At 73.1% G+C, this 26,289-nt stretch carries 20 protein-coding genes and 1 pseudogene; 13 read left to right on the top strand and 8 right to left on the bottom strand.

What is annotated here, in order from left to right; genetic code table 11:
* Nucleotides 1–4: 4 nt before the first annotated feature.
* From AB0F18_RS19335 to AB0F18_RS19305, 7 genes are all read right to left on the bottom strand, one after another.
* Nucleotides 5–1,447, bottom strand: a complete 1,443-nt coding sequence (locus tag AB0F18_RS19335) for a hypothetical protein (RefSeq protein ID WP_362062054.1) — start codon at nucleotides 1,445–1,447, stop codon at nucleotides 5–7.
* A 140-nt stretch (nucleotides 1,448–1,587) separates the two neighbouring features.
* On the bottom strand, nucleotides 1,588–3,927 hold the full coding sequence (locus AB0F18_RS19330; protein ID WP_362062051.1) for a hypothetical protein: 2,340 nt from the start codon (nucleotides 3,925–3,927) through the stop codon (nucleotides 1,588–1,590).
* Between the two features lie 48 nt (nucleotides 3,928–3,975).
* Nucleotides 3,976–4,977: a hypothetical protein gene (locus AB0F18_RS19325; protein WP_362062048.1), complete on the bottom strand. Its 1,002-nt coding sequence runs from the start codon at nucleotides 4,975–4,977 to the stop codon at nucleotides 3,976–3,978.
* A 2-nt stretch (nucleotides 4,978–4,979) separates the two neighbouring features.
* The gene (locus tag AB0F18_RS19320; RefSeq protein WP_362062045.1) at nucleotides 4,980–5,342 is read right to left on the bottom strand and encodes a hypothetical protein; all 363 of its coding nucleotides are present in this window, start codon (nucleotides 5,340–5,342) and stop codon (nucleotides 4,980–4,982) included.
* A 17-nt stretch (nucleotides 5,343–5,359) separates the two neighbouring features.
* Nucleotides 5,360–6,739, bottom strand: coding sequence for a CHAT domain-containing protein (locus AB0F18_RS19315; protein ID WP_362062042.1), 1,380 nt, complete (start codon nucleotides 6,737–6,739; stop codon nucleotides 5,360–5,362).
* Nucleotides 6,740–7,692: 953 nt separating this feature from the next.
* Entirely contained in the window at nucleotides 7,693–8,250 is a 558-nt protein-coding gene (locus tag AB0F18_RS19310; protein WP_362062039.1) for a TetR/AcrR family transcriptional regulator, read from the bottom strand.
* Between the two features lie 5 nt (nucleotides 8,251–8,255).
* Nucleotides 8,256–8,618 (bottom strand): DUF1304 domain-containing protein, encoded by a 363-nt coding sequence (locus AB0F18_RS19305; RefSeq protein ID WP_362062036.1) that lies wholly within the window; start codon nucleotides 8,616–8,618, stop codon nucleotides 8,256–8,258.
* A 306-nt stretch (nucleotides 8,619–8,924) separates the two neighbouring features.
* On the opposite strand from AB0F18_RS19305, the gene AB0F18_RS19300 reads away from it, so the two are divergent.
* The 7 genes and pseudogenes from AB0F18_RS19300 to AB0F18_RS19270 form a co-directional block, all read left to right on the top strand.
* Nucleotides 8,925–9,356 carry a hypothetical protein gene (locus AB0F18_RS19300; protein ID WP_362062033.1) on the top strand — a complete coding sequence of 144 codons (432 nt, stop codon included), beginning with the start codon at nucleotides 8,925–8,927 and terminating at the stop codon, nucleotides 9,354–9,356.
* A 75-nt stretch (nucleotides 9,357–9,431) separates the two neighbouring features.
* Complete coding sequence (locus AB0F18_RS19295; protein ID WP_362062030.1) at nucleotides 9,432–10,724, top strand: serine/threonine-protein kinase; 1,293 nt, start codon at nucleotides 9,432–9,434, stop codon at nucleotides 10,722–10,724.
* 710 nt (nucleotides 10,725–11,434) lie between these two features.
* Nucleotides 11,435–11,653 (top strand): hypothetical protein, encoded by a 219-nt coding sequence (locus AB0F18_RS19290; RefSeq protein ID WP_362062027.1) that lies wholly within the window; start codon nucleotides 11,435–11,437, stop codon nucleotides 11,651–11,653.
* An 81-nt stretch (nucleotides 11,654–11,734) separates the two neighbouring features.
* Entirely contained in the window at nucleotides 11,735–12,541 is an 807-nt protein-coding gene (locus tag AB0F18_RS19285; RefSeq protein ID WP_362062024.1) for an HlyD family efflux transporter periplasmic adaptor subunit, read from the top strand.
* A 110-nt stretch (nucleotides 12,542–12,651) separates the two neighbouring features.
* The gene (locus AB0F18_RS19280) at nucleotides 12,652–14,769 is read left to right on the top strand and encodes an NHLP family bacteriocin export ABC transporter peptidase/permease/ATPase subunit (protein WP_362062021.1); all 2,118 of its coding nucleotides are present in this window, start codon (nucleotides 12,652–12,654) and stop codon (nucleotides 14,767–14,769) included.
* 73 nt (nucleotides 14,770–14,842) lie between these two features.
* The gene (locus AB0F18_RS19275) at nucleotides 14,843–17,653 is read left to right on the top strand and encodes an NHLP bacteriocin export ABC transporter permease/ATPase subunit (RefSeq protein ID WP_362062059.1); all 2,811 of its coding nucleotides are present in this window, start codon (nucleotides 14,843–14,845) and stop codon (nucleotides 17,651–17,653) included.
* A gap of 11 nt (nucleotides 17,654–17,664) precedes the next feature.
* Nucleotides 17,665–17,778 (top strand): annotated as a pseudogene (locus AB0F18_RS19270) (GNAT family N-acetyltransferase); the annotation flags it as partial.
* 18 nt (nucleotides 17,779–17,796) lie between these two features.
* Here the strand turns inward: AB0F18_RS19270 and AB0F18_RS19265 are convergent.
* Nucleotides 17,797–18,948: a dihydrofolate reductase family protein gene (locus AB0F18_RS19265; RefSeq protein WP_362062018.1), complete on the bottom strand. Its 1,152-nt coding sequence runs from the start codon at nucleotides 18,946–18,948 to the stop codon at nucleotides 17,797–17,799.
* Between the two features lie 323 nt (nucleotides 18,949–19,271).
* Here AB0F18_RS19265 and AB0F18_RS19260 point away from each other — a divergent pair, with 323 nt between their 5' ends.
* The 6 genes from AB0F18_RS19260 (at nucleotide 19,272) to AB0F18_RS19235 (ending at nucleotide 26,280) form a co-directional block, all read left to right on the top strand.
* Nucleotides 19,272–20,429, top strand: coding sequence for a glycosyltransferase family 2 protein (locus tag AB0F18_RS19260; protein WP_362062015.1), 1,158 nt, complete (start codon nucleotides 19,272–19,274; stop codon nucleotides 20,427–20,429).
* On the top strand, nucleotides 20,426–21,619 hold the full coding sequence (locus tag AB0F18_RS19255) for a hypothetical protein (protein WP_362062012.1): 1,194 nt from the start codon (nucleotides 20,426–20,428) through the stop codon (nucleotides 21,617–21,619). Before AB0F18_RS19260 ends, AB0F18_RS19255 begins: the two co-directional genes overlap by 4 nt.
* A 129-nt stretch (nucleotides 21,620–21,748) precedes the next feature.
* Nucleotides 21,749–22,399, top strand: a complete 651-nt coding sequence (gene ribA / locus AB0F18_RS19250; RefSeq protein WP_362062009.1) for a GTP cyclohydrolase II — start codon at nucleotides 21,749–21,751, stop codon at nucleotides 22,397–22,399.
* Entirely contained in the window at nucleotides 22,396–23,736 is a 1,341-nt protein-coding gene (locus AB0F18_RS19245; protein ID WP_362062006.1) for an MFS transporter, read from the top strand. The genes ribA and AB0F18_RS19245 overlap by 4 nt, the downstream gene beginning before the upstream one ends.
* 84 nt (nucleotides 23,737–23,820) lie before the next feature.
* Nucleotides 23,821–25,497: a WD40 repeat domain-containing protein gene (locus AB0F18_RS19240; protein WP_362062003.1), complete on the top strand. Its 1,677-nt coding sequence runs from the start codon at nucleotides 23,821–23,823 to the stop codon at nucleotides 25,495–25,497.
* Between the two features lie 27 nt (nucleotides 25,498–25,524).
* Entirely contained in the window at nucleotides 25,525–26,280 is a 756-nt protein-coding gene (locus tag AB0F18_RS19235; protein WP_362062000.1) for a methyltransferase domain-containing protein, read from the top strand.
* Nucleotides 26,281–26,289: the final 9 nt, after the last annotated feature.

The following is a 26,289-nucleotide window of genomic DNA, read 5'->3' as shown; positions in this document are numbered from 1 at the left end:
ACGTCTACCTCCCGCTCTCCCGCCTGCTCAACCTGTACGTCGGCGCCACCAGCAACCACTCGGGTGCCGGAGACCCGGCGACGGCACGCGTCGGCTCGGACACCGAGGCCGGTACGGGTAACGATGCGGGTGCAACGGGCAGGGCCTGGGCGGTCTTCCGCTCCGGGGACGCGGGGCCGGTGACCGGTTCCGCGTCGGCGGGAAGGCGCTCCTCAGGGCCGCTCCAGGATTCCGGTGCGCTGGTGAGGGTGAGGCCGGCGTGTTGCGCGGCCAGCATCACCAGTGCGGGGGTGGGCGCCTTGGCCGACATCGCTCCGAGCAGTTCGAGGATCTCCGCGGGCCGGTCTTGGCTGCCCTGCGCGAGCTCCACCATCGTGAGGAGTATGTCGAGTGCTTCGGCATCGGCGCGGTCCTGTGTGTCCCAGACCTCCTGGGCCCGGAGCGCCTCCGCCCTCTCCTGTGCGCCTGACAGCGCTTCGGCCGGCAGCGCCGAGCCGTTGCTGCGGGTCAGGCAGGACATGAGCCGTAACCGAGTACGGAGTTGTCCGCTGCCTATCGCTTCGATCGCGTGGGCGGTCCGCTCCCGCAGGCTCGGCAGGTCGATTCGTTCGGGGGCCGGGCCGTGCGGGCTGAGCGCGTCCAGGAGTTCGTCGAAGGACAGTGCCACCTCGATGAGCGTGCCGAGGTCCGCGTCGTCCGGCCTGGACTGCGCTGCCAGGGCCCGGGCGACCTGCCGCACGGATCCGGTCGCGGCGTCGAGGGCCCGCTCGATCCGCTCCAGGCGGGCGGTGAACAGATCGTCTTCGGGCATTGCGTCCGGGGCGGGGGGCGCGTCGTCCGAGGGAGAGGGGGAGGCGGCTGCCCCGTCGGGTCCCATGTCCGTCTCGTCTTCTTTCTCGGCCTCGCGCCGGGGCTGCTGGAGCAGGCTCACCAGGTGCTCGACCGACTCGCGTACGGCGGCGATGTCCGTCGGAGACGACTCGTCGGTCATCCAGGGCTGGTCCAGTGCCCAAAGCCAGACCGGCGCGTCCTCCGTGCTGACGCGCAGGAGGGACCACGCGGCCAGGCGCAGCAGCGCGGGGCTCCAGCGCCGGGTGAGGGGCTCCGATGACCCGACGGCCGTGAGCAGGTCGTGGAGGAGCGGCTGGGTGAGGTGCGCGGCCGCGTGGCGTGCCTTGGCGGAGTCGGGGTCGCGCGCCATCCGGGCCAGGACGTCCCGGCACAGCGCGGGGCTCACCCTGGTGCCCGCAATGGAGATGCGCAGAGTGCCGAGCAGGTGGCGGCGCCATTGCACCGACATCGAGTTCAAGGCGTGTTCCACGTCCGCCTGCTGGAGCAGTTTCACGGCGGAGCCAATGGGTGAGGGCAGCGAGTTGAGGGCGTGTGCCTGGGCCTCCAGGGCATCGACGAGTACGGGTGCCAGCACGGCGGTGGGTCCTTCGCCCACGATGAAAGGTGAGTCGGGTTCTTCGCACAGCTGGCCACGCCGCCGGCGGGGTGAGGTCACGCGGTCTCCTGCGAACTGGTCGGTACCGGTGGTTCATGTTCCGTGCCGAGGTCCCCGGTCCCGCCGGGGCGGGGATCAGGTCAGGTACCTCGGTGGTGCGGTCGTACGTAGGTGTAGCCCGGGGGCAGCTCGGGCGAGCCGGCCAGGCCGAAGGTGAGGAAGTCCTGCCGGAACAAGCGTCGTTGTTCTTCGCTCGCTTCGTGGCCCAAATGGCCTATGAAGCGGAGAAATCCCGGAACGTGGTGACCGTGGACGGACCGGCCGGTGTCGACGGGTTCGTCCGAGGGGTCGGAGCCCCGTGGTCTGGCCTCGACCACCAGGGGGGTGTAACAGACCAGTTCCAGCGTGGTCTCGCGCGGCCGCTGCGGGTAGTGATCCCGGCCGTCGGGGCCGCGGCTGCCCCGGGTGAGGGTGAGCCGGGCCGCGCTGAGCAGTTCCTGGAGGGCGGCTTCCACCTGGGGCTCGGCGGGGTGGCCGGGTACGTCCGTCATGACGAGGCGTACCGCGGTGTGCAGGCGGTCGCGGGCGAGCAGGGCGCGGCCGTAGGCGTCGAGCAGGCCCAGACGCCGGACGGCGGTCATGACGAGCGCCTCGGCGCCGTCGGCGGCGCTGTGCGCGGGTCCCCGGCCCGGCGGGCCCCCGCCGCCGTCCCGGGTGCGGACCCGCCGGTCGTAGCGGTGCGCCACGGGCTCGCCGTCGACCGTCTGGGGGTGGGGCAGCCGGACGGTGCGGGCCTGGATGACCCGGCCGGCCCGGTGCCAGGTCAGGAGGAGCAGGATGCCGGGGAAGAATCCGGCGGGCCACTCCAGGCCCGCGAGAGAGCCCTCCCCGTCGCACTCCGCGCTCTGGGTGGCCTGGTGGGGTGGCAGGTCCGCCCCGTCATGGGTGAGCAGGAGCCGTACGCGGTGCGCCGCATCGTCCCCGGCGGTCGAGCGGCCGGGAGCGAGGCCGTCCAGGACGTCGCGGGGCAGCGGCAGCCGGCCGCCCGACAGGTCAGGGGCCCTGAGGGGCTGCGTCCACTCGACGCGGTCCGGCCGGTCCGGACCTCTGACGGCATCACCCAGTCCGAGGTCGTCCGGCCACCACTGGCCCTCGTCGGGCGTGGCCGGGTGCTCCGCAGCACCGGTGGTGCCGGGTTCCGGAGCCGGCGGGGGCGGCTCGGCGTCCGGCCGGGCCCGATCGGGTGGCGGCGGGGGAGCCCCGTGGCGGGTGCCGGCCGGGGCGTCTCCGGCCCGGTACTCGGCGCGCCATACGCCACCGCTCTGCCAGCGGTCGTCCTGGGCCAGGTGCACGCCGTTCGGGAGGAGGCCGGTTTCCTCGTCGGTCTCGCCCCGTACGTAGTCCGCCAGCAGAACGTTGGCGTGGCCGACGGCCAGGGGGTACGCCGTGCCGCGTAAGGATCCGAAGGACTGTGGCAGCGCTCGGAGCGCGGGGCCGAGGGCCGTGTGGACCGCCTTCGGTCGTGCCGCCGCCCGGCGGCGGCCGATCGGTGCGGCCGACCGTGCGACCGACTGCGCCAGCGCCTCCAGGGCGTCGCGCCCCAGCGGCCCCCGGTCGGTGAGGCGGGCGGCCATGGACGTCCGGGTGAAGGCGTAGTCGCCCCACATCCGGAGCTCCGGCGAAGACGCCAGGGCCTGTCGGACCACGGACATCAGCCGGAGCAGGGCGGCTGCCGTCTCCGCCGGAGCAGTGCCGGGCGGCAGCATCACCGGCAGCGGCACGGGGGCGAGGGAGCTCGTGAGCTGGTTCCGCCCGCGCGTCATCAGGTAGCGGGCGTAGTACGTCCCGTCGTCCAGGTCGGCTTCGGACCCCGTGTACCGGGCCTCGACGAGCAGGTGTCCGTACGCGTCGGTCGTTCCGCGGCGGCTCAGTCTGTTCAGCCGATCGGTGGTCGCGGCCAGGCCCTGGCCGAACGCCTCGGTGTCGAAGACCATCCGCTCGTGCAGGGCCGTCGGGTCGGCCGGCTCGTGCTCCCCAGGCCCCCGCGCGCCCGCGGGAGCCCCGGAAAGCCAGGCGGGAGTGTCTCCGGTGCTCCCGACGGCCGGGTGGGCACCTTCCTTGTAGACGACCTCCGCCGGTAACAGGTCGCCCCCGGTACGGATGTTGATCATCGCTCCGACCGGCAGGGCCTCGACCCGGTCCCCGAGGGCGACGGACGGGAAGTCCCCGATGTCCAGCGGCCCTCCGGCGTAGCCGCCGGCCTCGGTGTCGTACCCGAAGTAGACCGCGTTGAACGCGACCGCGGTGTGCACGGGTGCGGTCCGGCATGCGGCGAACGCACAGACGTACCGGCGGAGTTGCTCGAAGTCCGGATGGGCCCGCACGTTCGACGCGCGGAGCAGCTCGGGGCTGAGCAGAGGAGGGTCCACGTACGGCCGCCAGACCCGATCCGAGGTACCGGTGTCATTCGTCAGTCGCATATGTGGCCCATGGTGGCGCGACGCGGTGAGAAAGTGAAGGGTTGTTGCCTATCCAGCCAGACTGCGACGATTACCGGTCTCTTCGGGCGCTCCGCCGTGCGGCGGCGCCACCTCCGAAGGGTCCTGGCCGAACCGGGGAAGTGGTCCGCGCCCACCGCGGCGGAGGTAGGTCGTCACGGCCCTGCCCGCCGCGAACTCGCTCGCCGGGTTGTCGGGCAGGGGCCAGCGCAGGGCCGAGTACAGGGCGGAGCGGTGCAGGTCCCAGGCGGCTTCGACGAGGTCGGCGTACGCGGTCGCGGCACGCAGGGTGCTCAGGTAGGAGAGGGTGAGCACCACCAGTGCGAGGGGAACGGCCCAGGCGCTCCACGGCGTCCACACCAGGAACAGCAGACCCCAGATCATCCAGGTGGCTGCCCTGTCGAGAGCGGCCCGGGCGAGGGCGATCTCCTCGCGCACGGTGTCGGGCAGGAGGAGCCAGAGATGGGGCCAGCACACCACCGGGTCGAGGCCGTACTTGCGGGCCGGGCGGGACTCCGCCGCGCGCAGGACGTTGCCCAGCCTGGTCGGCATCTGCTGCGCGGGAGTCGGCGGGATGCGTTTGACGAGGTGGTCGAGCCGGATCGCTTCGTTCGTCTCCTCCGGACTCAGTGATTCCTCGCCCCTGAGCAACAGGGCCCGCCAGCGGTTCGCCGCGGACGCCCGGCGTCGTGCCTGACGGTCCACGAGGATGCGCCGTGGCCCGGCCAGGATGCCGGGCCAGTAGCCCTCCATCAGGCGCAGCGCGGGGAGCGACAGGGCGTTGACGAGCGAACCGCTCACGGTGAGGAGTCCGATGGCGCCCAGGACGAGGAGGAGTTGTGCCGCGGCGGGCAGAGCGCTGATCTGCCGGCCGGCCTCGTCCAGCTCGGTCCGCCAGTGGCCGACGGAGGGGAGGGCGTCGAGGCGCGCGAGGGCTCCCGCCGACCAGAACGTCGCCGCCGGGGACAACAGCACGAGCACGAGGCGTTCCGCGAGCTTTCCGTCCAGACCGGTCCACAGCTTGGTGAGCACGGCTACTCCAAGACCAGGGCGATGTGGTGTGCCGGGCACCGCGGCACCGGTTCACCCACCTCCTGGACCGGGTGGCGGTAGTCGCCCCGGGGACAGGCGTAGACGAGCGGGGCGATGATCTCCCCCTTGCCCGGCAGCTCCTGATAGCCCTTCTCGCCGTCCTCGGCAGGCGGGAACAGGGCGTTGACCCGGTCACGCAGAGCGGGGACCCCGGTCAGCAGCTCGAACAGTTCGTCCCCGACGGGCAGACCGTCGCGCAGGGCCGCCACGAGTGCGGCGAACCGCTCCGCCGCCACCCGGCCGGCCAGCGAGGCCACTTCGGGCTCCAGGGCCGTCGCCCGTTCCAGCAGCTCATCGTCGTCCATGCGCCGTCTCCCCGGAGTCATCCGCCGACCAACCCGAAGGCTGCCCACTCGGCGGGATGGGCAAGCGGCCGCCCGCCAGGGTCGCGAAGGCGCAGGGCCCGCCACAGGGGGCGTGCGGCGTCGGGCGGCAGGGCGAAGAGGTCGCCGGCCGCTCCGGGCTTGAGGTGGGCGGAGAGTTCGGCGTGGGTGAGCGGCCGGAGCCGGTTGACGGCCGAGTGGAGCGCCGCCGCCGGCGGGGAGCCGTCGGCGCACCGCTGGTAGAACGCCGCGATCACCAGGGCCGCGGTGAGGGAGGAGACCGCCCACTGCGTCGCCACCACCGCACGGCAGCCGAGCTGCAGCAGGGCGGTCGGCAGGCTCACCACCTCGTCGGGGAGCACGGTTCCCACCTGGAAGGTCTCGCACGCGGACATGACGACGAGCTCGGCCTCGATCCTGCCGTCCAGTGCGATGAGGTCGGCAACGGTCAGCGGCTCGTCTCCGGCCATCAGCATTCCGCTCTGCAGCGGAGCGTCACTGCGGCCGGCGCCATGGCACGAAAGGTGCAGGAGGCTGGGCCCCGCCAGTGCGCCGAGGACCGCGGTGCGCGTGGCGGCCGGGCCCGCGAGCACGGTGCCCGTGCGCGCGGCGGCGAGGGCCGCCGCTCGTTCCGTACCCGACCAGGGCAGCGGGGAGGCGGAGACCGGGCGAGGATCGTCGACGACGAGCGCCTCACGCAGGAGCGGCGCGTCGGACGTGGGCCGGAGCACCTGCGCGGTCGGCGTGTAGGTGACGACCAGATCGTCGACGAGGTGTGTGCGGACGCCGTCCGGCCCCGGAGCCCACGCGGAGTGCAGGGGGAGCAGCGCCAGCCGGCCTGCGGGCACGAGGACGAGGTGTTCCGTCGTCCTCGGCAGACGGGGCAGCAGCCGGTCGAAGACCGTTTCGTGGACCCAACGCCCGGTGGCGTCCAGTTCGTCGCGCCACGCAGCCGGGTCGCCGTGCCGCTGCCGGTAGGCCCGGGCCAGCCGGTCGACGCGCGGATCGACGGTGTCTTCGGTGAGCCCGGGAAGTTCCACGGAGCGCACCTTGCGCGCGCCCGGCGCGAGGATCAGGGCCACCCCTCCGGTATCCGCCGCGGCGAGGTACACCAGGGTCCGGCGGCCCGCGACGGCGCGGATCGACGGCAGCTCGGGAGGCGCACCGCCCCGCATCCGGAGCGCCTCCGCCAGGAGCAGGGTCCGGCCGCGTTCCTGCAACAGGACGCCCCGCTCGGGCAGTCCCGCGCGTGCGCAGACATGGGCGGCGCGGGCGGGCATGCCCTGTGCGGTGCGCAGCCAGGCCTCCTTGTCCAACCGGGAGCCCTGGCGGCCGACCAGGGCCTCGATCGCGCCGACGCCGAGCTCGTACGCCTCCACGGCCTCCCGCCACCTGCCGCAGACCGTCGCCCACCTTCCGCTCGCGGAGCGCGATGCCGAGCCGGGTGTGCGCGGGGGCGGCGATGCCGGCGAACCGCACCCTCGCGACGACGTCTTCCAGCAGGGCCAGGGCTTCGGTCATGTCCGCGAGCCTCCCGGTCGCCTTGAAGCGGGAGAGCAGGGACGAGGCCAGGATGACCAGAACCAGGTCGCGGTAGAAGCTGTCCGGGGCGATCAGGGCGACGGCGTCCCTGAGCAGGGCGACGGCCTCGTTCGCGCTGCCACGGGAGCGATCACGGGCGTGCAGGGAGAGGATGGTGCGGGCCAGGACGTCCATGCAGCGCGGGCGCAGTCTGCGCTCATCGGAGGGGAGTGCGGCCAGCACGGTGCGCAGTCGGCGCTCCGCGGCCAGGGTGTCGTCCATGGAGTTGCTCAGCTGCGCCCGCACGCTCTCGACGACGCCCAGGTGGTACTGCACGTCGGCGACCCACGGCGGGGACGCGGAGAGGACCGCCTCCAGGCGGGTATGGGCCTCGTCCACCGTCTCCGGCCGGCCCGTCTCAAGTCCCTGCCAGCACAGGGCCATCGCGGCACGGTCTTCGCACCGGAGCCGGAACTCGGGCTCGGCGGCGGCGAAGTCGGGATGCCCCAACAGCTCCGACCAGACGGAGACGAGCCGTTCCAGGTCGTCCAGGTGCTGGTCCCGCCACCACGCCAGCAGCAGTTCATCGGTGCGCTCGACCATCGGGGCCAGTGTTTCGGGAACCGTGGGCAGTGCCAGCCATCCGAGTTGACCAGCCATGCCGGGAGCTGCGGGATACTCGGCCACACGTCTTGGATAGCACAGCTGCCCCTCAGGGGTGAACGTGCTGGTCACAGCCGTCAGTCTTGCCGTCGCCCTTGAAGTCGCTCCCCGGACGGCGAATCATTCTTCACGGGACGACCGTGCCGGATCAGGGCAGAGGGGTGCGGTGGAGGTTGATCAGCAGACGCCAGACGCGTCCGGCGATCTCGGCGGGGGTGGCCTCGATGAGGCCGTGCAGCCAGTCGGCGAGTACCCCGGCGAAGGCGGAGGCCACGGCCGAGGCGATCAGGTCGGGCTCCGGCGCGCCGGCCAGGGCGCGTTCGGCCCGGCTGCGGGCGCGCAGGTCCCTGTGGAGGGCCTGGCCGAGCGGTCCGCCGCCGCCGGCGCGGAGCAGCTCCCGGTAGAGCCCGGCGTGCCGGGGGAGGCGGTCGAAGAAGTCGAGCAGGGCGGGTGGCGGGTTCGCCGGGTCGGGGCGGCCGCGCCAGGCGTGCAGGGCGTCCACCGCCTCGCGGACGATCTCGGCGCAGGTGTCGACGGCGAGGGCCTCCAGGTCGGCGTAGTGGAGGTAGAACGTGGCCCGGCCGACCTCGGCCCGCCGTGCGACGGCGGAGACGCCGACCTTCTCCAGCGGCCGGCTCGCGCACTCCTCCAGCAGGGCCTGGCGCAACCGGGCCCTGGTCCGCTCGGTGCGGGGGTCCTCCGGCACGCCCGTCACCCGGCCAGCAGGACGGCGCCGAGTGCCAGGGCGCCGGGCAGGGCCTGGGCGATCAGGATGCGCCGGTTGGCGGTGAGGCCGCCGTAGATCCCGGCGACCACCACGCAGCCGAGGAAGAAGACCCGGACCTGGAAGGCGGTGGGGTCACCGGCGAACAGGCCCCAGAGCAGGCCGGCCGCCAGGAAGCCGTTGTAGAGGCCCTGGTTCGCCGCGAGGGGGGCGGTGGCGCGGGCGAGCTCCGCATCGAAGCCGGAGAGCCCGCGGCCCGGCGGGCGCTCCCACAGGAACATCTCCAGCACCAGGATGTACACGTGCAGCGCGGCCACCAGGCCCACCAGCACCATCGCGGTCGTCTCCATCGGCTTAGCCCACTCTCTTCGTCGTTCCTGGACAGGTGACCAGAATATCTGGACACCTGTCCAATGAACAGCCGCGGGCCTGTGATGTGTGCCCACCACAGGCAAATCCCGTGGCGCCGGAAGGCTCCGGCGGCCAGACTCCACCGGTGAACCGGCCTGGAGCACGTCCTCGCCGAGCGCCTGGCCGTCGACGAACCGCTCCAGGCGCTGATCGAGCGGGCCGCCGGTGCCCGGCTGATCCCGGTCGGACTCGCGGCCGAACTCGACCGCGGCCGACGTCTGCGCGAAGAACTCGCGCAGGGCACCGTGACGAGCGCCGCCCTCGGCCCGGTCGGGGCCACTGCCCTGGTACGTGCCGTCTTCGACGCCGTCTCCCTGCTGCTCCGCCCGCCATCCGTGGAGGAACCGGCAGCCGTCGACGTGAGCGGAGCACCGACGGCAGGCCGACTCGCCCGGCTGTGGGAGGAACACCGGCGCGCCCTGTACCCCGACAGCTTCCGCGGCGTCGACGTCGAGGGCGTGAGCCTGATCCTCCTGGACGCGGAGGTCGCCGGCCTCGTCCAGAGGGAACTGAACGGCGGGCTCGACGACCTGGGCATCGCCAACCTGTGGGCGTGCATCACCGACCTTGACAAGGTCGTGCCCCTGATCAACTCGGAGTACTGCGCCTCCTACTTCGCGAAAATCCGGACGATGGCGGGTCTCGCAGCGGCACGCCACCTTCCCACCGCGACCTGACCAGTGGTCCTTCGAATTCGAGGAACAGTACGGTGAGTTGCGGAGTCAACCGCCTGCCGTGATGCTTGCGGTGGGGTGTGGGTGCGGGGGTCCTCCGCGTGCCAGGTTTTCGGTCGTACGGGTGCGCCGAGCGGGGGCAGAGTGGCAGAGGGGGCACGAGCCGGCGACATCGTCGGGGGTCGTTACGAGTTGGTCCAGTTGATCGCCTCGGGTGGCATGGGCCGCGTCTGGAAGGCGTACGACAGCCGGCTCCAGGCCGAGGTGGCGCTCAAGGAGCTGTGGCTGATCGGGCCGATGCCGCCCGAGCAGCGGGCCGCGCTCGTCAAGCGGGCCGAGTTGGAGGCGCTCAGTGCGGTCAGGCTGCGCGACCACCCGAACATCGTGACCGTCCACGACGTGGTCGTCGAGCACGACATCCCCTGGATCGTGATGCAGCTGGTTTCCGGGGGTACTCTCCAGCAGCGGCTTCAGCAAGGGCCGTTGGAGGTACCGGAGGTGCAGCGGGTCGCCGAGGCGCTGCTGCACGCGCTGGCCGCCGCACACCGGCTGGGCATCGTGCACCGGGACGTCAAGCCCGCCAACGTCATGCTCTCCGACGACGGTCACATCCTGCTCGCCGACTTCGGCATCGCCGCGCCCGAGACCGGCACCGGGATCACCTCGACCGGGGTCGTCGTCGGCTCCGCGCCCTACCTCGCGCCGGAGCGGGCCGACGGCAAGCCCGGGAGGGCGAGCAGCGACCTGTTTTCGCTGGGCGCGACCCTGTACGAGGCGGTGGAGGGCGTTTCACCGTTCCTGCGGGACTCCTGGCTGGCCTCCGCCCACGCGGTGAAGTACGAGCCGGCCCCGCCGATGCGGCGCGCGGGCGCCCTGCAGTCCCTGATCGCCACCCTGCTGGCGAAGGACCCGCAGGCCCGCCCGACGATCGACCGGGCGCTGACCCTGCTGCGGGAGGCGGCGAAGCCGCAGGCGCCCTACGCCCCCACGGAGGCCGTCACACCGCCGGAGGAGCCCGACGAGGACGAGGGCTCCGAGAAGGCGGTGCTCGTGGTCACCAACGAGACCGCCGGCCCGGTCCGGATCCACCTCGGCACGGAGGCCCTCGGCAGCGTCGACACCGCGACCACAGCCATCCACAACGTCGAACCCACCGCCGCCCGCACCATGCGGGTGAAGGCGCAGGGGCACGCCACCGTGTCACGCGTGCTGCAACTGGCGGCCGGCCGCGCCGTGAAGGTAACCGTCCGCCAGGAAGGCGAGGTGCTGCACCTCCTCGGCGACGGAGTGCCGCCGAGACCACTCGGGCTTCTCCGGCTGGGTCAGCCACGCTCTGAACGGTGGCTCCGCCTCGTCGGTCCAGGCCGGTGACTGCGTGTACCGCGACACTCGGGAGAAGGGGAATCCGGAGGCGACGGGGGTACGGGAGGACGCCGAGGGGGTGCTGGTGAAGGTGCCCTGCTGGTCCGGCGCCAGCCAGTACAAGGTACGCACCGGTCCGGCGAGTGTGGTGGGGACCACGTCGAGCAGCTGCCCGGACGGATCGCAAAGGATCTGGCTCACCGTGAGAAGCACCGTGGGCGACCCGAGCGCAGGTGCCCATCTCATGGGCACGTACCTGTGCGGCGACCCCGAGTAGCGCCGAGCACAACCACCGCCCGCCAAGCCGTCACGGTGCGGTACTTCCGCAAATCTTCACAGCTGCGACCGGCAGGGTGCCCCTGCTCGCCTCGCGCGGCGATATGCCCGTAATGCCCCAGGCGTTTGGTGGTCGTGTGTCCCCTTATGTCGAGTGAGGGTCGCGGACCTCGCGTATTCGTTACTCGATCTTGTGAAGGGGTTGCGACGATCCGGCGAATGAATGAGGAGGTCCTCCGCCCGAGTTCACGTCCCGGGCGGGATGGGGCGTCAACGCAGTTGGCCCGGCCACTCGTTCGCGTGCTTACATCTGCCCACCGCCGCGGTTCCCGGAAGCGCTGCTCGGTTTGCGCCGGGCTGCTCTGCGGGAGTGTCCGTAACCGCTTTTCCCGCCCGGACCACGGCAATTGACGAATATTCGAATGAATGAAAGGTGCGCCACCATGCGTAACGACATCGAGACCCGCGAGATCGCCGACACCGAACTGGACGCCGTTGCCGGCGGTGTGGCCATTTCCGGTGGTCTCGCCGGTGCCGTCCTCGGCGACGTCCAGACCGTGCTGGGCGTCGTGACCTCCCTGGACACCGTCCAGGCCGCCACGGCCCTGCCCGGCCAGGTCACCGGCATCGCCGGCGTGCAGGTCGGCGTCGCCGGTCTCTGAGTACGGCCAGCTGTCGCCCGTGAACCCCGGAACGCAGCCGTTCCGGGGTTCACGGCGGCCGCGCAGTCGAAGGAATAGTCCGTGCAGTTCCGCCAAAAGGCGCTTTCCAAGCTGCAATCGCCCGAAGAACTCGATCTGCCCGTACGCTTCGCACGCCCGCAGGGCCTGCTCGTGCTGGCCGTCACCGTGGTCGTCATGGCCGCCGCGAGTACCTGGGCGTGCGCCGGAACCGTGTCCGCCAAGTTGAGCGCACCCGGAATCCTCACCCACCCCGAGGGCAGTTACCTGCTGCAAAGCCCGTACGCGGGACAGGTCATCGAAGCCCTGGCCAAAGAGGGCCAGTTGCTGGCCTCCGGCGCGCCCCTGCTCCGGGTCGCGACGGACCGCGGCGAGCAGGTCGTACGCCTGGTGGCGGGCGGGCGGGTGACGACGCTGGCCGCCAAGACCGGTTCGGTCCTCACGACCGGCGCGGACGTCGCGACGGTGGAACGCGTGAAGAACCCCGCCGAGCCGCTGACCGCCCTGCTCTACGTCTCCGGCCCGAGCGGCGCGGCCATCACGGTGGGCGCCCCCGTCGACCTCACCGTCCAGTCCGTTCCCCAGCCCCGGTACGGGGTGCTCCGCGGCCGCGTCCAGACGGTCGGCCGGGCCCCCCAGACGGCGGCGCAGATCGGCGGCTTCCTCGGCGACGCCCGGCTCGCCGCACAGTTCACCCGGCAGGGCAACCCGGTCGCCGTGGTCGTGCGGCTCGAACGTTCCTCCGCGACCACGTCCGGCTACCGGTGGTCCTCCCAGGACGGCCCCCCGTACCCGGTCGACTCCACGACGCCGGTCACCGGCGCCGTCCACCTCCCCGCGCAGCGCCCCATCGACTGGCTGCTGCCGTGACGGCCCCGCAGCGGCGGGGCGACGCCGGCCGCCGCTCCTCGCGCCGCCGTCCCGTGAACGCCCCGCGAGGCCGCACGCCCCGGACCGTACGCACCCCCACCGTGCTCCAGATGGAGGCAGTGGAATGCGGCGCGGCCGCGCTGGCCATGGTGCTCGGCCACTACGGCCGCTTCGTCCCCCTGGAAGAGCTGCGGGTCTCCTGCGGGGTCTCCCGCGACGGCTCCCGTGCGAGCAACCTCCTCAAGGCGGCCCGGGGTTACGGGCTCGCGGCCAAGGGCATGCAGATGGACCTGGCCGCGCTCGCCGGGGTGCGGCCCCCGGCCGTCCTCTTCTGGGAGTTCAACCACTACGTGGTCTACGAGGGCATGGGCCGCCGCTTCGGCCGCCGGGGCGTCCACATCAACGACCCGGCCAAGGGCCGGCGTTTCGTTCCCATGGAGGAGTTCGACACCGCCTTCACCGGCGTCGTCCTCACCTTCGAACCGGGCCCCGGCTTCCGCCGCACCGGCCGCAAGCCCGGCGTCCTGGACGCCCTGCCGGCCCGCCTGCGCGGCACCTCGGGCACCCTGCTCGCGGCCGTGCTCTCCAGCCTCCTGCTGGTGGTCGTCGGCGCGGCGGTGCCCGCGCTGAGCCGTACGTACATCGACATGTTCCTGATCGGTGAACAGACCTCGCTCCTGGGCGTGCTCTTCGCGTCGATGGCGGTCACCCTGCTCCTGACGGCCGTGCTCACCGGCCTCCAGCAGGCCAACCTGCTGCGCGGGCGCATCATCTCCTCCACCCTCGGCAGCGCCCGCTTCCTACGGCACCTCCTCAGGCTTCCCGTCGCCTTCTTCTCCCAGCGCGGCCCGGCCGACCTGGTCCGGCGCCTGCAGTCCAACGACGCGGTCGCCGAGACCCTGGCCAGGGACCTCGCCGCAGCCGGTGTGGACGCGGTGGTCGTGGTCCTCTACGCGGTGCTGCTGTGGACGTACGATCCGCAGCTCACCGTCGTCGGTATCGGCGTCGCACTGCTCAATCTCGTGGCCATGCGCATCGTCATCCGCGTACGGGCCACCGGCACCCAGAAGCTGCGCGCCGAGAACGCCCGGCTCACCAACACCTCCTACAGCGGTCTCCAGCTCATCGAAACGATGAAGGCCACCGGCGGCGAAGACGGCTTCTTCCGCCGCTGGGCCGGCCGGCACGCCGTCACCCTCGACGTGCAGCAGCGCCTCGGCATGCCCAGCGCGTGGCTGGCGGTCGTCGCGCCCACGCTGGCGGCGCTCAACAGCGCGCTGATCCTGATGATCGGCGGCCTGCGGGCGGTGGAGGGACACCTCTCGGTCGGCCTGCTCGTCGCCTTCCAGGCACTCGTGACGAGCTTCACCGCGCCGATCACCCGGCTGAACGGCGTGGCCGGACGGATCCAGGACTTCGCGGCCGACGTCGCCCGCCTCAATGACGTCGAGAACTTCCCCGTCGACCCGCTCTACACCCGCCGTGAGCCCCCCGCCGCGACGCGCCGCCTCCACGGCCGGGTGGAACTGGAGGGCATCACCTTCGGATACAGCCCGCTGGACGCCCCGCTCCTGAAGGGATTCTCCCTGTCGGTCGGCCCCGGCCGGCAGGTCGCGCTCGTCGGCGGCTCCGGCAGCGGCAAGTCCACCGTCTCCCGGCTCATATCCGGCCTGTACACCCCCTGGGAGGGCACGATCCGCATCGACGGCATGCGCCTGGAGGACATCCCGCGCGGCGCGCTGGCCGCGTCGGTCTCCTTCGTCGACCAGGACGTCTTCCTCTTCGAGGGCACGGTCCGCGACAACGTCGCCCTCTGGGACCCCTCCATCCCGGACGAGGCCGTGATCGCCGCCCTGGAGGACGCGGCCGTGTACGAGGTCGTCGCGCGGCGCCCCGGCGGCATCCACAGCCGGGTGGAGCAGGACGGCCGGAACTTCTCCGGCGGCCAGCGCCAGCGCCTGGAGATCGCCCGGGCCCTGGTGCGCCGCCCCAGCGTCATGGTCCTGGACGAGGTGACCAGCGCCCTGGACGCGGCGACCGAGCAGACCGTCATGGACAACCTGCGGCGACGCGGCTGTGCGTGCGTGGTCATCGCCCACCGGCTGAGCACGGTGCGCGACAGCGACGAGATCCTCGTACTCGACCGGGGGACGGTCGTCGAACGCGGGCGGCACGAACAGCTGCTGGCCGCGCGCGGCCCGTACGCCGAACTGGTCAAGGAGCACTGAGGTGGCAACCCCGTCCCCGACCCCGTACCCGGCCCACGCCCATCCGGTACCCGTCCTCGCCCCGGACCCGGTCGTGGCGGCCCTGGGCGGACTCGGCGCGGCCGTCGACTGCGCCGGTGTGCGCAGTCTGTCCCTGGAGGGGCCGCTCGTCCTGTGGCTCGTCGTCGAGGGCGACCTGGACCTGTTCGCCGTCGACGCTGCCCAGGCCGGACACTGGCACTTCCTGGGCCGGCTGGAGGCGGGCACCCTGCTGCTGGGCCCGGCCGAGGGCCCCGGACACACGCTGGTGGGCCGCCCCCTGCACGGCTGCCGGCTGCACCGCATCGAGCTCCACGAGCTGCGCAGCACGCCGTACGCCGACCCGTGGGCGTACGACCAGGGCCAGTACGGCGCACCCTACGACGCCGCGCCGCTGAGCCCCCTTGAGTACGCCTTCGCGCTCGGCGTCGGCCGTGGCCTGCGCGTGCTCTACCAGGCACCGCTGGAAAACCGGGCCGGCGCCTCCGGGGGCGGGACCGACGACGACATCCTGTGGATCCCGATCAGCCCGGGCAGCGTGGCGTACGGCGCCGCGTACGAGGGGTACGACGCCACCGGCGCCCTCCTCCTCGACGCGACGCTGTGGCAGGGCATGGTCGAGCAGCAGCACCGGCTGCTGTACGCCCTCGGCGACTGGATCGAGCAGCTCGAACGCGCCCACGAGGACCGCGCGGCGGCCGGTATCCGGGCCGGCGAGGCCGCCCGTACCCGCGCCGACCGCACGCTGCTGGCGTCCATCGGCCGCTCGGGCCGCGGTCCGCGGCGCGGCGCGAGCGACGACGCGACGTTCGCCGTGTGCCGCCTGGTCGCCGCCACGGCCGGCATCGCCCTGTCCGAGGGGCGTGCGACGGGCTCCGCCGCCTCCGGCTCCGGACGCACCGATCCCGTCGAGCGCCTCGCGCTCGCCTCGCGGATCCGCACCCGTACGGTCCGGCTGAGCGGCCGGTGGTGGCGGGAGGACAGCGGGCCCCTGGTCGGCCGGCGCGAGGCGGACGGGACCCCGGTGGCCCTGCTGTGGCGGCGCGGCGGCTACGAGGCCGTCGACCCGGCCCGCGGGACGCGGGAGCGCGTGGACAAGGACACCGCGTCCGCCTTCGAAGCGCGCGCCGTCATGTTCTACCGTCCGCTGCCCGACGGGGAACCGAGCCTGCGGCGGCTGCTGCGCTTCAGCCTGCGCGGCACCGGCCGGGAGCTGCGCGGCCTGCTCCTGGGCGGGCTGGTCGCGGTCGGCCTGGGAGCCCTCGTACCCCTGGCCACCGGAAAGGTGCTCGGCGAGTACGTACCCCGCGCCGAGGACAGCCTCATCGTGCAGAGCGCGCTGGCGCTCATCGCGACCAGCCTCGTCTCGGCCGCCTTCATGCTGCTGCAGAACGTCTCCGTCCTGCGCATGGAGGGCCGTATCGAGGCCACCCTGCAGCCCGCCGTATGGGACCGGCTGCTGCGGCTGCCGGTGACCTTCTTCGCCGGCCGCTCCACCGGCGAACTGGCCGGCGCCGCCCTGGGCATCGGCGCCATCCGCAGCGCCCTGTCCGGCATCGGCTCGGTGTCCGTGCAGGCCGGTGCCGTCGCCGCGATGAACCTCGTACTGCTCCTCGTGTTCAGCGTGCCGCTGGCGCTGGTGGCGATCGCCATGCTGCTCGTCATCGCCGCCGTGTTCCTGGGCCTGGGGCTGTGGCAGCTGCGCTACCAGCGACAGCTGATCGAGCTCGGGCACAGGCTCGACAACCAGGCGTTCCAGACCCTGCGCGGGCTGCCCAAGCTGCGCGTGGCGATGGCCGAGAGCTTCGCCTACGCCGCCTGGGCGAAGGAGTTCGCGCGCACCCGCGAGCTCCAGCAGCGCATCGGCCGGATCAAGAACGCCGTCACCGTGCTCAACGCGGTCTGTCTGCCGCTGTGCACCCTCGTGATGTTCATGCTGGTGGCCGGGCCGGCCCGGGGCGGTATGTCCGCCAGTGAATTCCTCACCTTCAGCACCGCCGTGACGATGATGCTGTCCGCGGTCACCCAGCTGACCGGCGCGCTCCTCTCCGCGGCCGCCGTACAGCCGATGTTCGAACAGATCAAGCCGCTCCTCGCGGAGCCCCCCGAGGTCCGGGGGTCCTCCACTCCGCCCGGTGAGCTGACCGGCGCCATCGAGGTGAAGAACCTTTCCTACCGCTACACCGCCGACGGCCCCCTGGCCCTCGACGACGTGTCGCTCCGGATCCGGCAGGGCGAGTTCGTCGCGATCGTCGGAGCCAGCGGCTGCGGCAAATCCACCCTGCTGCGCCTGCTGATCGGCTTCGACCGGCCGACCGCAGGCAGCGTCCTGTACGACGGCCAGGACCTGGCGACCCTCGACCAGGCGGCCGTCCGCCGCCAGTGCGGGGTCGTCCTGCAGAACGCCCAGCCCTTCTCCGGCTCGATCCTCGACTGCATCAGCGGCGCCGAGACGTACTCGCTGGAGGAAGCGTGGGAGGCCGCCGCCATGGCGGGCCTGGCGGAGGACATCAAGGCCATGCCGATGGGCATGCACACGATGCTCTCCGACGGCGGCGGCACCGTCTCGGGCGGCCAGCGCCAGCGCCTGATGATCGCCCAGGCCCTCATCCGCAAGCCGCGCGTCATCTTCCTGGACGAGGCCACCAGCGCCCTGGACAACGAGGCCCAACGCGTCGTGACCGACTCCACCCGCGCCCTTCGCTGCACCCGCGTGGTCATAGCCCACCGGCTCTCCACCGTCATGGACGCGGACCGGGTGATCGTCATGTCGTCCGGCCGCATCGCCCAGCAGGGCCCACCGGCCGAACTCCTCGCGGACCCGGCGGGCCCCTTCCGTGAACTGGTCCGCCGCCAGCTCAACTGACCACGGCGTTCGTCGCCGTGCGGGCCGCCCGCCGGCGCCACGGCGTCGGGCGGGCCCTGCCGGCCCACGCGCTCGGCCCGCTGCACCGCGACGGCACCACCTCGGCCTGGGCCGAGGTGGACGATCGGCGTGCCGTCCCCGCGTCACTTACCGGGTGACAGGTGCGCGTTGGCCGACCGGGCCGCCTCCGCGTACTCCGGCGCCTCCACCACCGTGATGCCCCGCGCCCGGAGCCTCTCGGTGCCGTTCGCGCCCGGCACGAAGGTGTCGGGCTCCCGCCAGGCCGTGACCACGCGCCGGATCCCGGCCTCGGCGATCAGTTCCGCGCAGGGGTGCGGGTACGAGGCGCGCTGTCCGCAGGGCTCCAGGCTGCTGTAGACGGTGGCACCGGCCAGGCCGGGATTGCCGCGCACCTTGGCGAGCGCGGCCTGCTCCGCGTGGACGTGCGCATCGCCCCCTTCGCGGGAGTGGCCCCGCGCGAGCTCGCTGCCGTCGGCGGCGACGACGATCGCCCCGACGGAGAAGGCCGTGGTGGAGGGCGGGCAGGCCGCCGCGAGCGCGCAGGCCTCCCCGAGCCAGGCCGCGTCGGCGGCGGTGGCCCGCGCCCCGGCTCCCGGGCGGCGGTGGGTGGCGTAGCGCAGCAGGGTGACGTCACCGATCCTCTCGGTCCCGGCGAGCGTCAGCCGGTGCTCCGGGCCGCCCGGGTAGTCCCCGGTTCCGAACATCCGGGGTGCGTCCGGCCGGCCCACGATGACCGGGGCGATGACGAGCTGGAGCTCGTCCGCCAGCCCCTGGCGCAGGAACTGCGTGTGGATCCGGCCACCGCCTTCGACCATCAGCCGGCGCACGCCGAGGCCGTGCAGGTGGTCGAGGACCTGCGGCCATACGTCGTCCTCCGCCACCTGGTGGACCGTCGCCAGGTCGCCGAGGGCCGCCGCGGCCCTGTCCCGGGCGGCGCGGCCCACCGCGTAGACGACCTTGGCGCCCCCGTGGTGCCAGAACCGCCGGCGCGGGTCGAGGTCGCCGCTGCGCGTGACGGTGGCTTTCGCCGGGTGCGGGGGGAGTCCGGCGGCGACGCGGGCCGCCCGCCGGTCGGGGGAGGCCACCTGAACCCGGGGATCGTCGGCGCGCAGCGTGCCGGCTCCCAGGAGGACCGCGTCGCAGGAGGCGCGCACGGAGTCGACGCGGTCGAAGTCCTCCTCGTTGGAGAGCAGCAGGCGCGGCTGCCCGGGCGGGGTGTCGAGACAGCCGTCCAGGGAGACGGCGGCCGAGAGCAGGACGTAAGGACGGGGCATGGGAAGGCTCCTCGAAGCGGGTGCGAGGTGGGGATGCGAGGGGGAACGGGGCGGCTGCACGGCCCGAAGAACAGGGTTGGCCAGACGCCGGGCCATTGGTACAGTCCAATGCGTGCCGTCGATCTTGGAGCCAACCGGTTTCGACGGCCAGTCGATCTGCGTGTCCGCCCTCTGCGGAGCCCTCCACCGGAGCGGATCCGGTGCACCGTCGGACCAACCTACAGCCGGAATCTGACAGTCATTTACGGAGGAATCATCTTGTCTCGGTCAAGAGCGAACAAGAGTAAACGTTTATCCTCGCCGCTGTCCGTGTCGAGGCTCCGATGACCGACATCCTGGTCCCCACCTGGCCGTTACGCCCGTACGCCGCGCCCCCGCCCCCGCGTGACTGGCGGCCCACCCGCCGCCTCACCCTCCTGATGCCGTTCCACCGTGAGACGGAGGCGACGCTGGCCCGCTCGGCGCGGGCCGTGGCCGCACTGGATTACCCCGCGGAACTGCTCCAGGTGCTGTGGCTCGTCGCCGACGGCCCGGAGCACGCACGGGAGGCGGAGCAGGCCGAGAACGCGCGGGCCGCCGCAGGCCGCCCGGAACTGGACTGGCGGATCCTGCGCCTGCCGGGCATGCGGCCCAAGGGTGCCGCCCTGAACCACGCCTTCCCGCACGCGGAGGGCGAGGTCGTCGCCGTCGTCGACGCCGACGTCGTACCCGATCCCGGCCAGCCCACGGAAGCCGTGTGGGCCCTGGAGCAGGGCTACGCGCTCGTCCAGGCCGAGGAGGTCGGCGAGCCCGGCCCTCGGCTGACCTCACGCGTGAAGACCGCCGAGGACACCGTGTGGCACGCCTCGGTGCGGGGACTGGCCCGGGCCGCCGGCGTCCACGTCGTCGCGGGGAGTTCGGTCTACGCCTGGAGCGCCACCTGGGACCGGGTGCGCCCCATCCGCGAGGACGACGTCGAGGAGTCCTACCACTGGTCCCTGCGGCTGATGAGCGAGGGCGCCGCCACCGGCTTCCTGCGGCAGCCGTCGCGCGTCAGCTCGACCGACCGGCCCGCAGCGGCCCTGCGCCAGCGCGCCCGGTGGGCCCGCGGACAGCTGCGGGCCGTGGCGGTGAACTGGCCCGAACTCTCCCCGCGCGGGCGCCTGCTGGGGGCGGTCACGGTGGGCAGCATGGCGGCCAGGGCCGTGATGCCCGCCCTCCTCGCCGCCGCCGTCGTCTCGCCCCGGGCGCGCAAGGCGGCCGCCGCCGTGGTGCTGGCGGACGTGGCCTGCGTCCTGGGAGCCCGCCGCAGCCCCGAGTACCGCGACCGGGTCGACGGCCTGGCCTGGGCCCTGGTCGTGCCCTGGCATCTGGTCGGCGCCCTGGCCGTCTACCGCGCCGGGTGGGAATGGGCGCGGGGCGACCGGGGCTGGCACAGCGTCCGCGAGACCGCCGACGCCGCGCCCACCGCCCCGGAACATGGGGAAGGGGCGTCCCGATGAGCCCCGGCACCGGGCGCGCGCCCGTGATCAGCGCCGCGATCATGGCCCATCCCCGGCGCCTGGCCGAGGCCGGCCGGCTCGCGGACGCCCTGCGCCCCTGGGAGGCCGCGATCGCGGTCGACCCCGACCCGCACGGGCCGCCGACCACCCTGCGCACCGCCCGCGCGGCCTGGGCCCGGATCGGCGCCGGAGCCACCCACCACCTCGTCCTCCAGGACGACGTCGAGCCCTGCCGGGACTTCGTCCGACGCGTGGAGGCGGCCGTCGCGGAGCACCCGGACGCGCCGCTCGCCTTCTACGCGAACTGGAACTCGTGGAACGGGGCCGCGACCCGTGCCGCCGCCCTCCAGGGCGCCTCCTGGGTGCCCGCCGTACCCGGGGAGTGGGTCCCCACCCTGGCGCTGCTCCTGCCCCGGCACGACGTGGCGGCGCTGCTCTCCGCGGTGCCCGAGGAGGACGCCGAGCCGGAACCCGACGACGTGGTGGTGGCCCGCGAGCTGGCCGCACGGGGCCGCGGGGTGCTGATCTCGGTCCCGCACCTGGTGGAGCACGTCGGAGCACCCAGCATCATGGGCAACGACCGCTTCGGGCCCCGGCATTCGGCCTGCTTCGCCGACGACGTCCAGGACGCGGCCGGCGGCCGTCCGGACGCCGGCGGCACCCTGGCGGAACCCCCGCCGGTGCTCGTCCACCGCCCGCACGGCCACGCCCACGTGGTCCTCACCGCACCGGACGGCCCGGACGCCGAGCCGCTGTTCCTCTCCCGCGAGGCGTACCTGCGCGGCACACCCGCCGCCGAGCGCGCACAGGAGCTGTGGACGCGGGCCCGGGCCGGCCTGTCGGGACTGCGCGTACCGGACGGACTGCTGTGGCTGTGCGAGGAGATCTGGCACGGCGGCTACCTGCTGGGCCTGCACACCCCGCCCGCCGGCCGGCCGCCGTCTCCCGCCCTGATCCGCGTCTCCCTGCGCAGCTGGATCCTCGGCGGCACGGCCGGCAACCCCGACCACCGGCTGTGGATCGAACAGCGGGTGGCCCGCCTCACCGGCCTCGCCGAGCAGGCCTTCGCGGCCGGACGGGACGACCGGCGCACCCACGGGCCGGTGCCCGCCCTCCCGGGCGAGCGGCTGGCCGGCCTGCCCGCGGCCCGGCACATCTGGCGACAGCCCCAACTCGCCCTCTCCACCTGAACCCACCGCGCCGAGCCCGCCACCCGGCCCCGGTCACGGGTCCCGTCCCCGTGCCCGAGGCGCGGCCCGGCCGCCGCATACCCCCACGGAACCACACCGCACGAACCGCATGAAGGGTGTTGAACACTGATGGCCATCGCCTTTGACGAAACCCCCGAATCCGACGTCCCCCGCTGCGAGATCCGCGCGGAGGTCCCCGTCCCGATCGAGGCGGGCGGACGTACGCTGACGGCCCGCATGATCACCTTCTCCGGGCTGGTCGACGGCCGCGAACACCTCGCGCTCGTCTTCGGCGAGGAGCCGGCCCCCGTGCCCCTGGTGCGCCTGCACTCCGAGTGCCTCACCGGCGACGTGTTCGGCTCGGGCCGCTGCGACTGCGGACCCCAACTCCGGGAAGCCACCGACCGGCTGGCCGAGGGCGGCATCCTGCTCTACCTCCGGCAGGAGGGGCGCGGCATCGGCCTCTACAACAAGCTGGACGCCTACGTCCTCCAGGACCAGGGGCTCGACACCTTCGAGGCCAACCGCCGGCTGAGCTTCGCGGACGACGAGCGCGACTACCGGGTCGCCGCGCAGATGCTCCGGGCGCTCGGCGTCGACGGCATCCGCCTCCTCAGCAACAACCCCGACAAGGCGGCCCAGTTGGCGGCCTCCGGCATCACGGTCCACGAATCGGTGAGCACCGGCGTGTTCCTCGGTTCCGGAAACCGGCGGTACATCGAGGCCAAGGTCCTGCACGCCGGCCACCGCATCGCCCTGACCGAGGTGGCACCGGCGTGAGCCGGCCGACGCCGGCGGCGCCCGCCGCGCCCGCGCGGTGGCGCCGCGCCCTGGGGGTTCCCGACCTGTCGGGCCAGGGCAGGATCGTCGCCGCCACGGCGCTGGACACCTTCGGCGCGGGCATGTTCACCCCGCTGTCCTTCCTGTTCTTCCTGATGACCACCGACCTGACGGTGGCACAGGTGGGGCTGGGGACCAGCGTGGCGACGCTGCTGTCCATACCGTTGACCCCGGTCGCGGGCATGGCGGTCGACCGGTGGGGCCCCCGGGTGTCGCTGATCTCCAACAACCTGCTCGCCGCCGCGGGTTACCTCTGCTACCTCCTGGTCGACTCGCTCCCCGCCCTGGTGGCGAGCATGCTCGTGGTCCTGAGCGCGGACCGCATGTACTGGGCCGCCTGGCCGGCCTTCGTCGCCGACCTCGCCGAGGGCGCCGAGCTCGACCGGTGGTACGCGTTCACGGCGGCGGGCAAGAACGCCAGCGTGGCCGTCGGCGGGGTCGCCGGCGGCCTGCTGCTGGCCGGCGGCTGGTCCGGCGCCGCGGTGCTGATCGTCGTCATCAACGCCTCCACCAGCGTGCTGACCGCCCTGCTGTTCTGGAAGCCCGTACGACCGGCGAAGCCGATGCGGCCGGCACCGGACGACGAGGCGGCGGCGCCACCGGGACCGGACCGGGCGCAGGCTCCGGAGCCGCAGCCGGCACCGGGCCGGTCCGGCTGGAGGGCCGTCTTCGCCGACCGGATCCTGCTCTGCGTCCTCGCCTCCCAGACCGCGCTCGCCTTCGGCTGGCTCATTCCCACCCTCATCCTCCCGGTCTACCTCGTCGAGGTGCAGGACCTGCCGGCGTGGCTGCCGTCGACCGCGCTCACCGTCAACGCGCTCCTCATCGTCGCCGCGCAGTCCACCCTGACCGCCCGGCTCGGGACCATCGCCCGCAGCCGCGTGATCTCCCGGGCGGCGGTGCTGATACTCGCCGCCGTGGGCCTGCTCGCCCTCCTTCCGCTCACCGGCGGAGCGGTCTCCATCGCACTCGTGCTGGGCGCCGTGCTCCTCTTCACCACCGGGCAGATGACCGCCACTCCGGCGATCGTGGCGCTCTCCGCGACCCTCGGCCCGCCAGGGGCCCGCGGCCGCTTCCTGTCCCTGTTCAACCTCACCTGGACGGTGTCCGCGACGACCGGGCCCGCGCTCGTCGGGGCGCTGATCGAGCGGCAGGCCGCGCTCCTGTGGGCGGTGCTCGCCTGCCTCGTGGCCCTGGGCGGCCTCGGCTATCGGTTCACCGGCGGCCTGGCGCCCCACCGGCTCGGCAGTCCGCGCCCCCGGTCCGCCGACGCCTGACCGCCGGCGCCCACGCACCGGACACCCTCCGAGCACCCTTCTGCCTTCATCAGTCCAACTCCGCATACCGAGGGAGACATTCACGTGATCCGTCACTACGGCCCCATCAGCGGCGTCGCCGCCTACGGCACCCGGTACGTCGCCACCGCCGGCTACGACAACCAGCTCATCCTCTGGGACGCCGCCGGCAAGCAGGCCCTCGCCCGGGCCACCCACGACCACCTGAGCAACCAGACGGCGTTCAGCCCCGACGGCCGCCACCTGGTCAGCTCCTCCAGCGACTACTCGGCCCGCCTGTGGTCGGTCCCCGACCTCCGGCTGGTCGCCGTACTCGCCGACCACAAGGACGACGTCGAGATGTCCGTCTTCCACCCCTCCAAGCAGCTGATCGCCACCGCCTCACGCGACCACCACGTGCGGGTCTTCGACTTCGCCGGCGTGCTCCGGGCCACCTTCACCGGCCACACGGCGGACGTCATCTCCGTGGAGTGGGTCACCGGCACGGACGAGCTGGTCTCCTCCAGCGACGACGGCACCATCAAGCGGTGGTCCCTGGAGACGGGCGGCATGCTCGCCGAGATCGACCTCGACGGAGTGGAGACCGACACGGTCGCCATCACCCGCTCCGGCGCCATCTACGCGGGCAACGACGAGGGCGAGATCATCGCCATCACCGACGGCACCACGACCACCCACCCGGCCCACGAGGCGGGCATCAAGCGGCTCGTGTACAACGCCGACCGGGAACTGCTGGTCAGCCTCAGCTACGACCGCACGCTGCGCGTCTGGGACACCTCCGGACAGCTCGCCCCCGTGGCCACGTCCTCGCTGCCGCCGGAGGTCTGGCCGCGGTCCTGCGCCTTCCTCGACAGCGACACCCTGGCCTTCGCCACCTTCGGGTCCTCCTACGCCACCTACCGCATCGCGGCGGAGGAATGGGACCTCGACGGCATCGAAGGCACCCCGTGCGTGAACGCGGTGCACGTGGACGGGGGCCGCACCCTGACCATCGGCGACGCCGGAGTGCTGTGGGTCGACGGCACCCCGCACAGCGAGACCGGCAGCCTGTGCAACTTCCTCACCCCCGTCGGCGGCCGCGTCGTCACCGGCGGCCAGATGGGCAAGGTCTTCGACGCCATGACCGGCGAGGTGCTCCACCAGCACCGCTCGCCCCTCAACTGCGGCGCCGCCTTCGAACGCGACGGCGTCCCGCACGTCATCGTCGGGGCCTACACCGGCGAGGGCCTCGTCTTCTCCGTGGCGGCGGACGGCACCTTCCGGCACGAGACGACCCTCAAGCTCCACGGCAACGCCGTCAAGGGCGTCGCCGTGTCGGGCGACCGGATCTTCTCCGTCTGCGCCGACGGCAGCGCCACCTGGTTCTCCGTCGAGACCCTCACCGAACTCCACCACGTCGACGACGCCCACGACCGCATCGCCAACGGCTGCGCGGCCCTTCCCGACGGCGACTTCGCCAGCGTCAGCCGTGACTACAAGCTGCGGCTGTGGCGCGGCTTCGAACCCACCGTCGTCACCACGCCGCACGACCACTCGATCAAGTCCGTCGCCGCGACCCCCGACGGGCGGTTCGTCGCCACCGGCTCCTACCACGGCCTGGTCGCCGTGTACGACGTGACCCTCGGCACCTGGACCGCGACCCGGGTGACCACCGCCGGCATCTCCTCCCTCACCTACGACACCGGAACGGGTCGCTTCCTCGCCGGCTCCTACGACGGCCGCGTCCACCCCGTCTCCCACTGACGCCCACCCCGACGCCACGGAGGACGCGTGTCCACGACGCCCGACACCTACGGCTACGGCCCCGACTTCTACGACGACGAGCAGGTCTTCCCCCGCTACCAGGAAGCCCGGGCGGCCACCGACGAGGGGAACGCCACCCTGGAGGAGCCCTACGTCGCGGACTTCGCCGGGGACCTGCGCGGCAAGGCCGTGCTGGACCTGGGCTGCGGCGACGGACGGTTCGGCGCGTCCGCCCTGGCCGCCGGGGCACGCCGGTACCGGGGCGTCGACGGCAGCACCCGGATGCTCGCCCTGGCGGCCACCCGCCTGGACCCGGGCACGCTGGAGAAGGCCGACCTCACCACCTGGACGTCCGCGGAACCCGGCGTCTGGGACGTCGTCACCGCCCGCATGGTCGTGCACTACCTCGACGACCTGCCCGCGCTGCTCCGCGAGGTCCACCGCTGCCTCGTCCCCGGCGGAACCCTGGTGATCTCGGTGGAACACCCCGTGGTCACCTGCGCCTACGACGGGGACTGGCAGGACGGGGTGCCGTCCGAGATGCGCGTGCGCGGCTACTTCGACGAGGGCCCGCGCGACTGCGCGTGGCTCGGCGCCTCCGTGCGCAAGGTCCACCGCACCGTGGAGACGTACGTGCGGGCCCTCGGCGAGGCCGGGCTGCCGCTGACCGGACTGTCGGAAGGCCGTCCCCGGCCGGAGAACTTCCGCGACCGGCGGACCAGCGCGGCCCGCCGGGCCGTCCCGACGTACCTCGTGCTCCAAGCCCGCAAACCGACCGCCTGAACCCAAGAG

Source organism: Streptomyces sp. NPDC029216 (assembly GCF_040648015.1).
In the GTDB taxonomy this organism is placed as follows: Bacteria; Actinomycetota; Actinomycetes; order Streptomycetales; family Streptomycetaceae; genus Streptomyces.
Note: the sequence above shows the minus strand (reverse complement) of the source record. Positions and strands in the feature narration are given on the sequence as shown.

Excerpts from the sequence above, each read along its gene's own strand:
- AB0F18_RS19255 (WP_362062012.1), top strand. The coding sequence starts at position 20,426 with ATGAGCCCCGGCACCGGGCGCGCGCCCGTGATCAGCGCCGCGATCATG.
- AB0F18_RS19330 (WP_362062051.1), bottom strand. The coding sequence starts at position 3,927 with ATGCGACTGACGAATGACACCGGTACCTCGGATCGGGTCTGGCGGCCG.
- AB0F18_RS19320 (WP_362062045.1), bottom strand. The coding sequence starts at position 5,342 with ATGGACGACGATGAGCTGCTGGAACGGGCGACGGCCCTGGAGCCCGAA.
- AB0F18_RS19260 (WP_362062015.1), top strand. The coding sequence starts at position 19,272 with ATGACCGACATCCTGGTCCCCACCTGGCCGTTACGCCCGTACGCCGCG.
- AB0F18_RS19280 (WP_362062021.1), top strand. The coding sequence starts at position 12,652 with ATGGAGGCAGTGGAATGCGGCGCGGCCGCGCTGGCCATGGTGCTCGGC.
- ribA (WP_362062009.1), top strand. The coding sequence starts at position 21,749 with ATGGCCATCGCCTTTGACGAAACCCCCGAATCCGACGTCCCCCGCTGC.
- AB0F18_RS19290 (WP_362062027.1), top strand. The coding sequence starts at position 11,435 with ATGCGTAACGACATCGAGACCCGCGAGATCGCCGACACCGAACTGGAC.
- AB0F18_RS19265 (WP_362062018.1), bottom strand. The coding sequence starts at position 18,948 with ATGCCCCGTCCTTACGTCCTGCTCTCGGCCGCCGTCTCCCTGGACGGC.
- AB0F18_RS19305 (WP_362062036.1), bottom strand. The coding sequence starts at position 8,618 with ATGGAGACGACCGCGATGGTGCTGGTGGGCCTGGTGGCCGCGCTGCAC.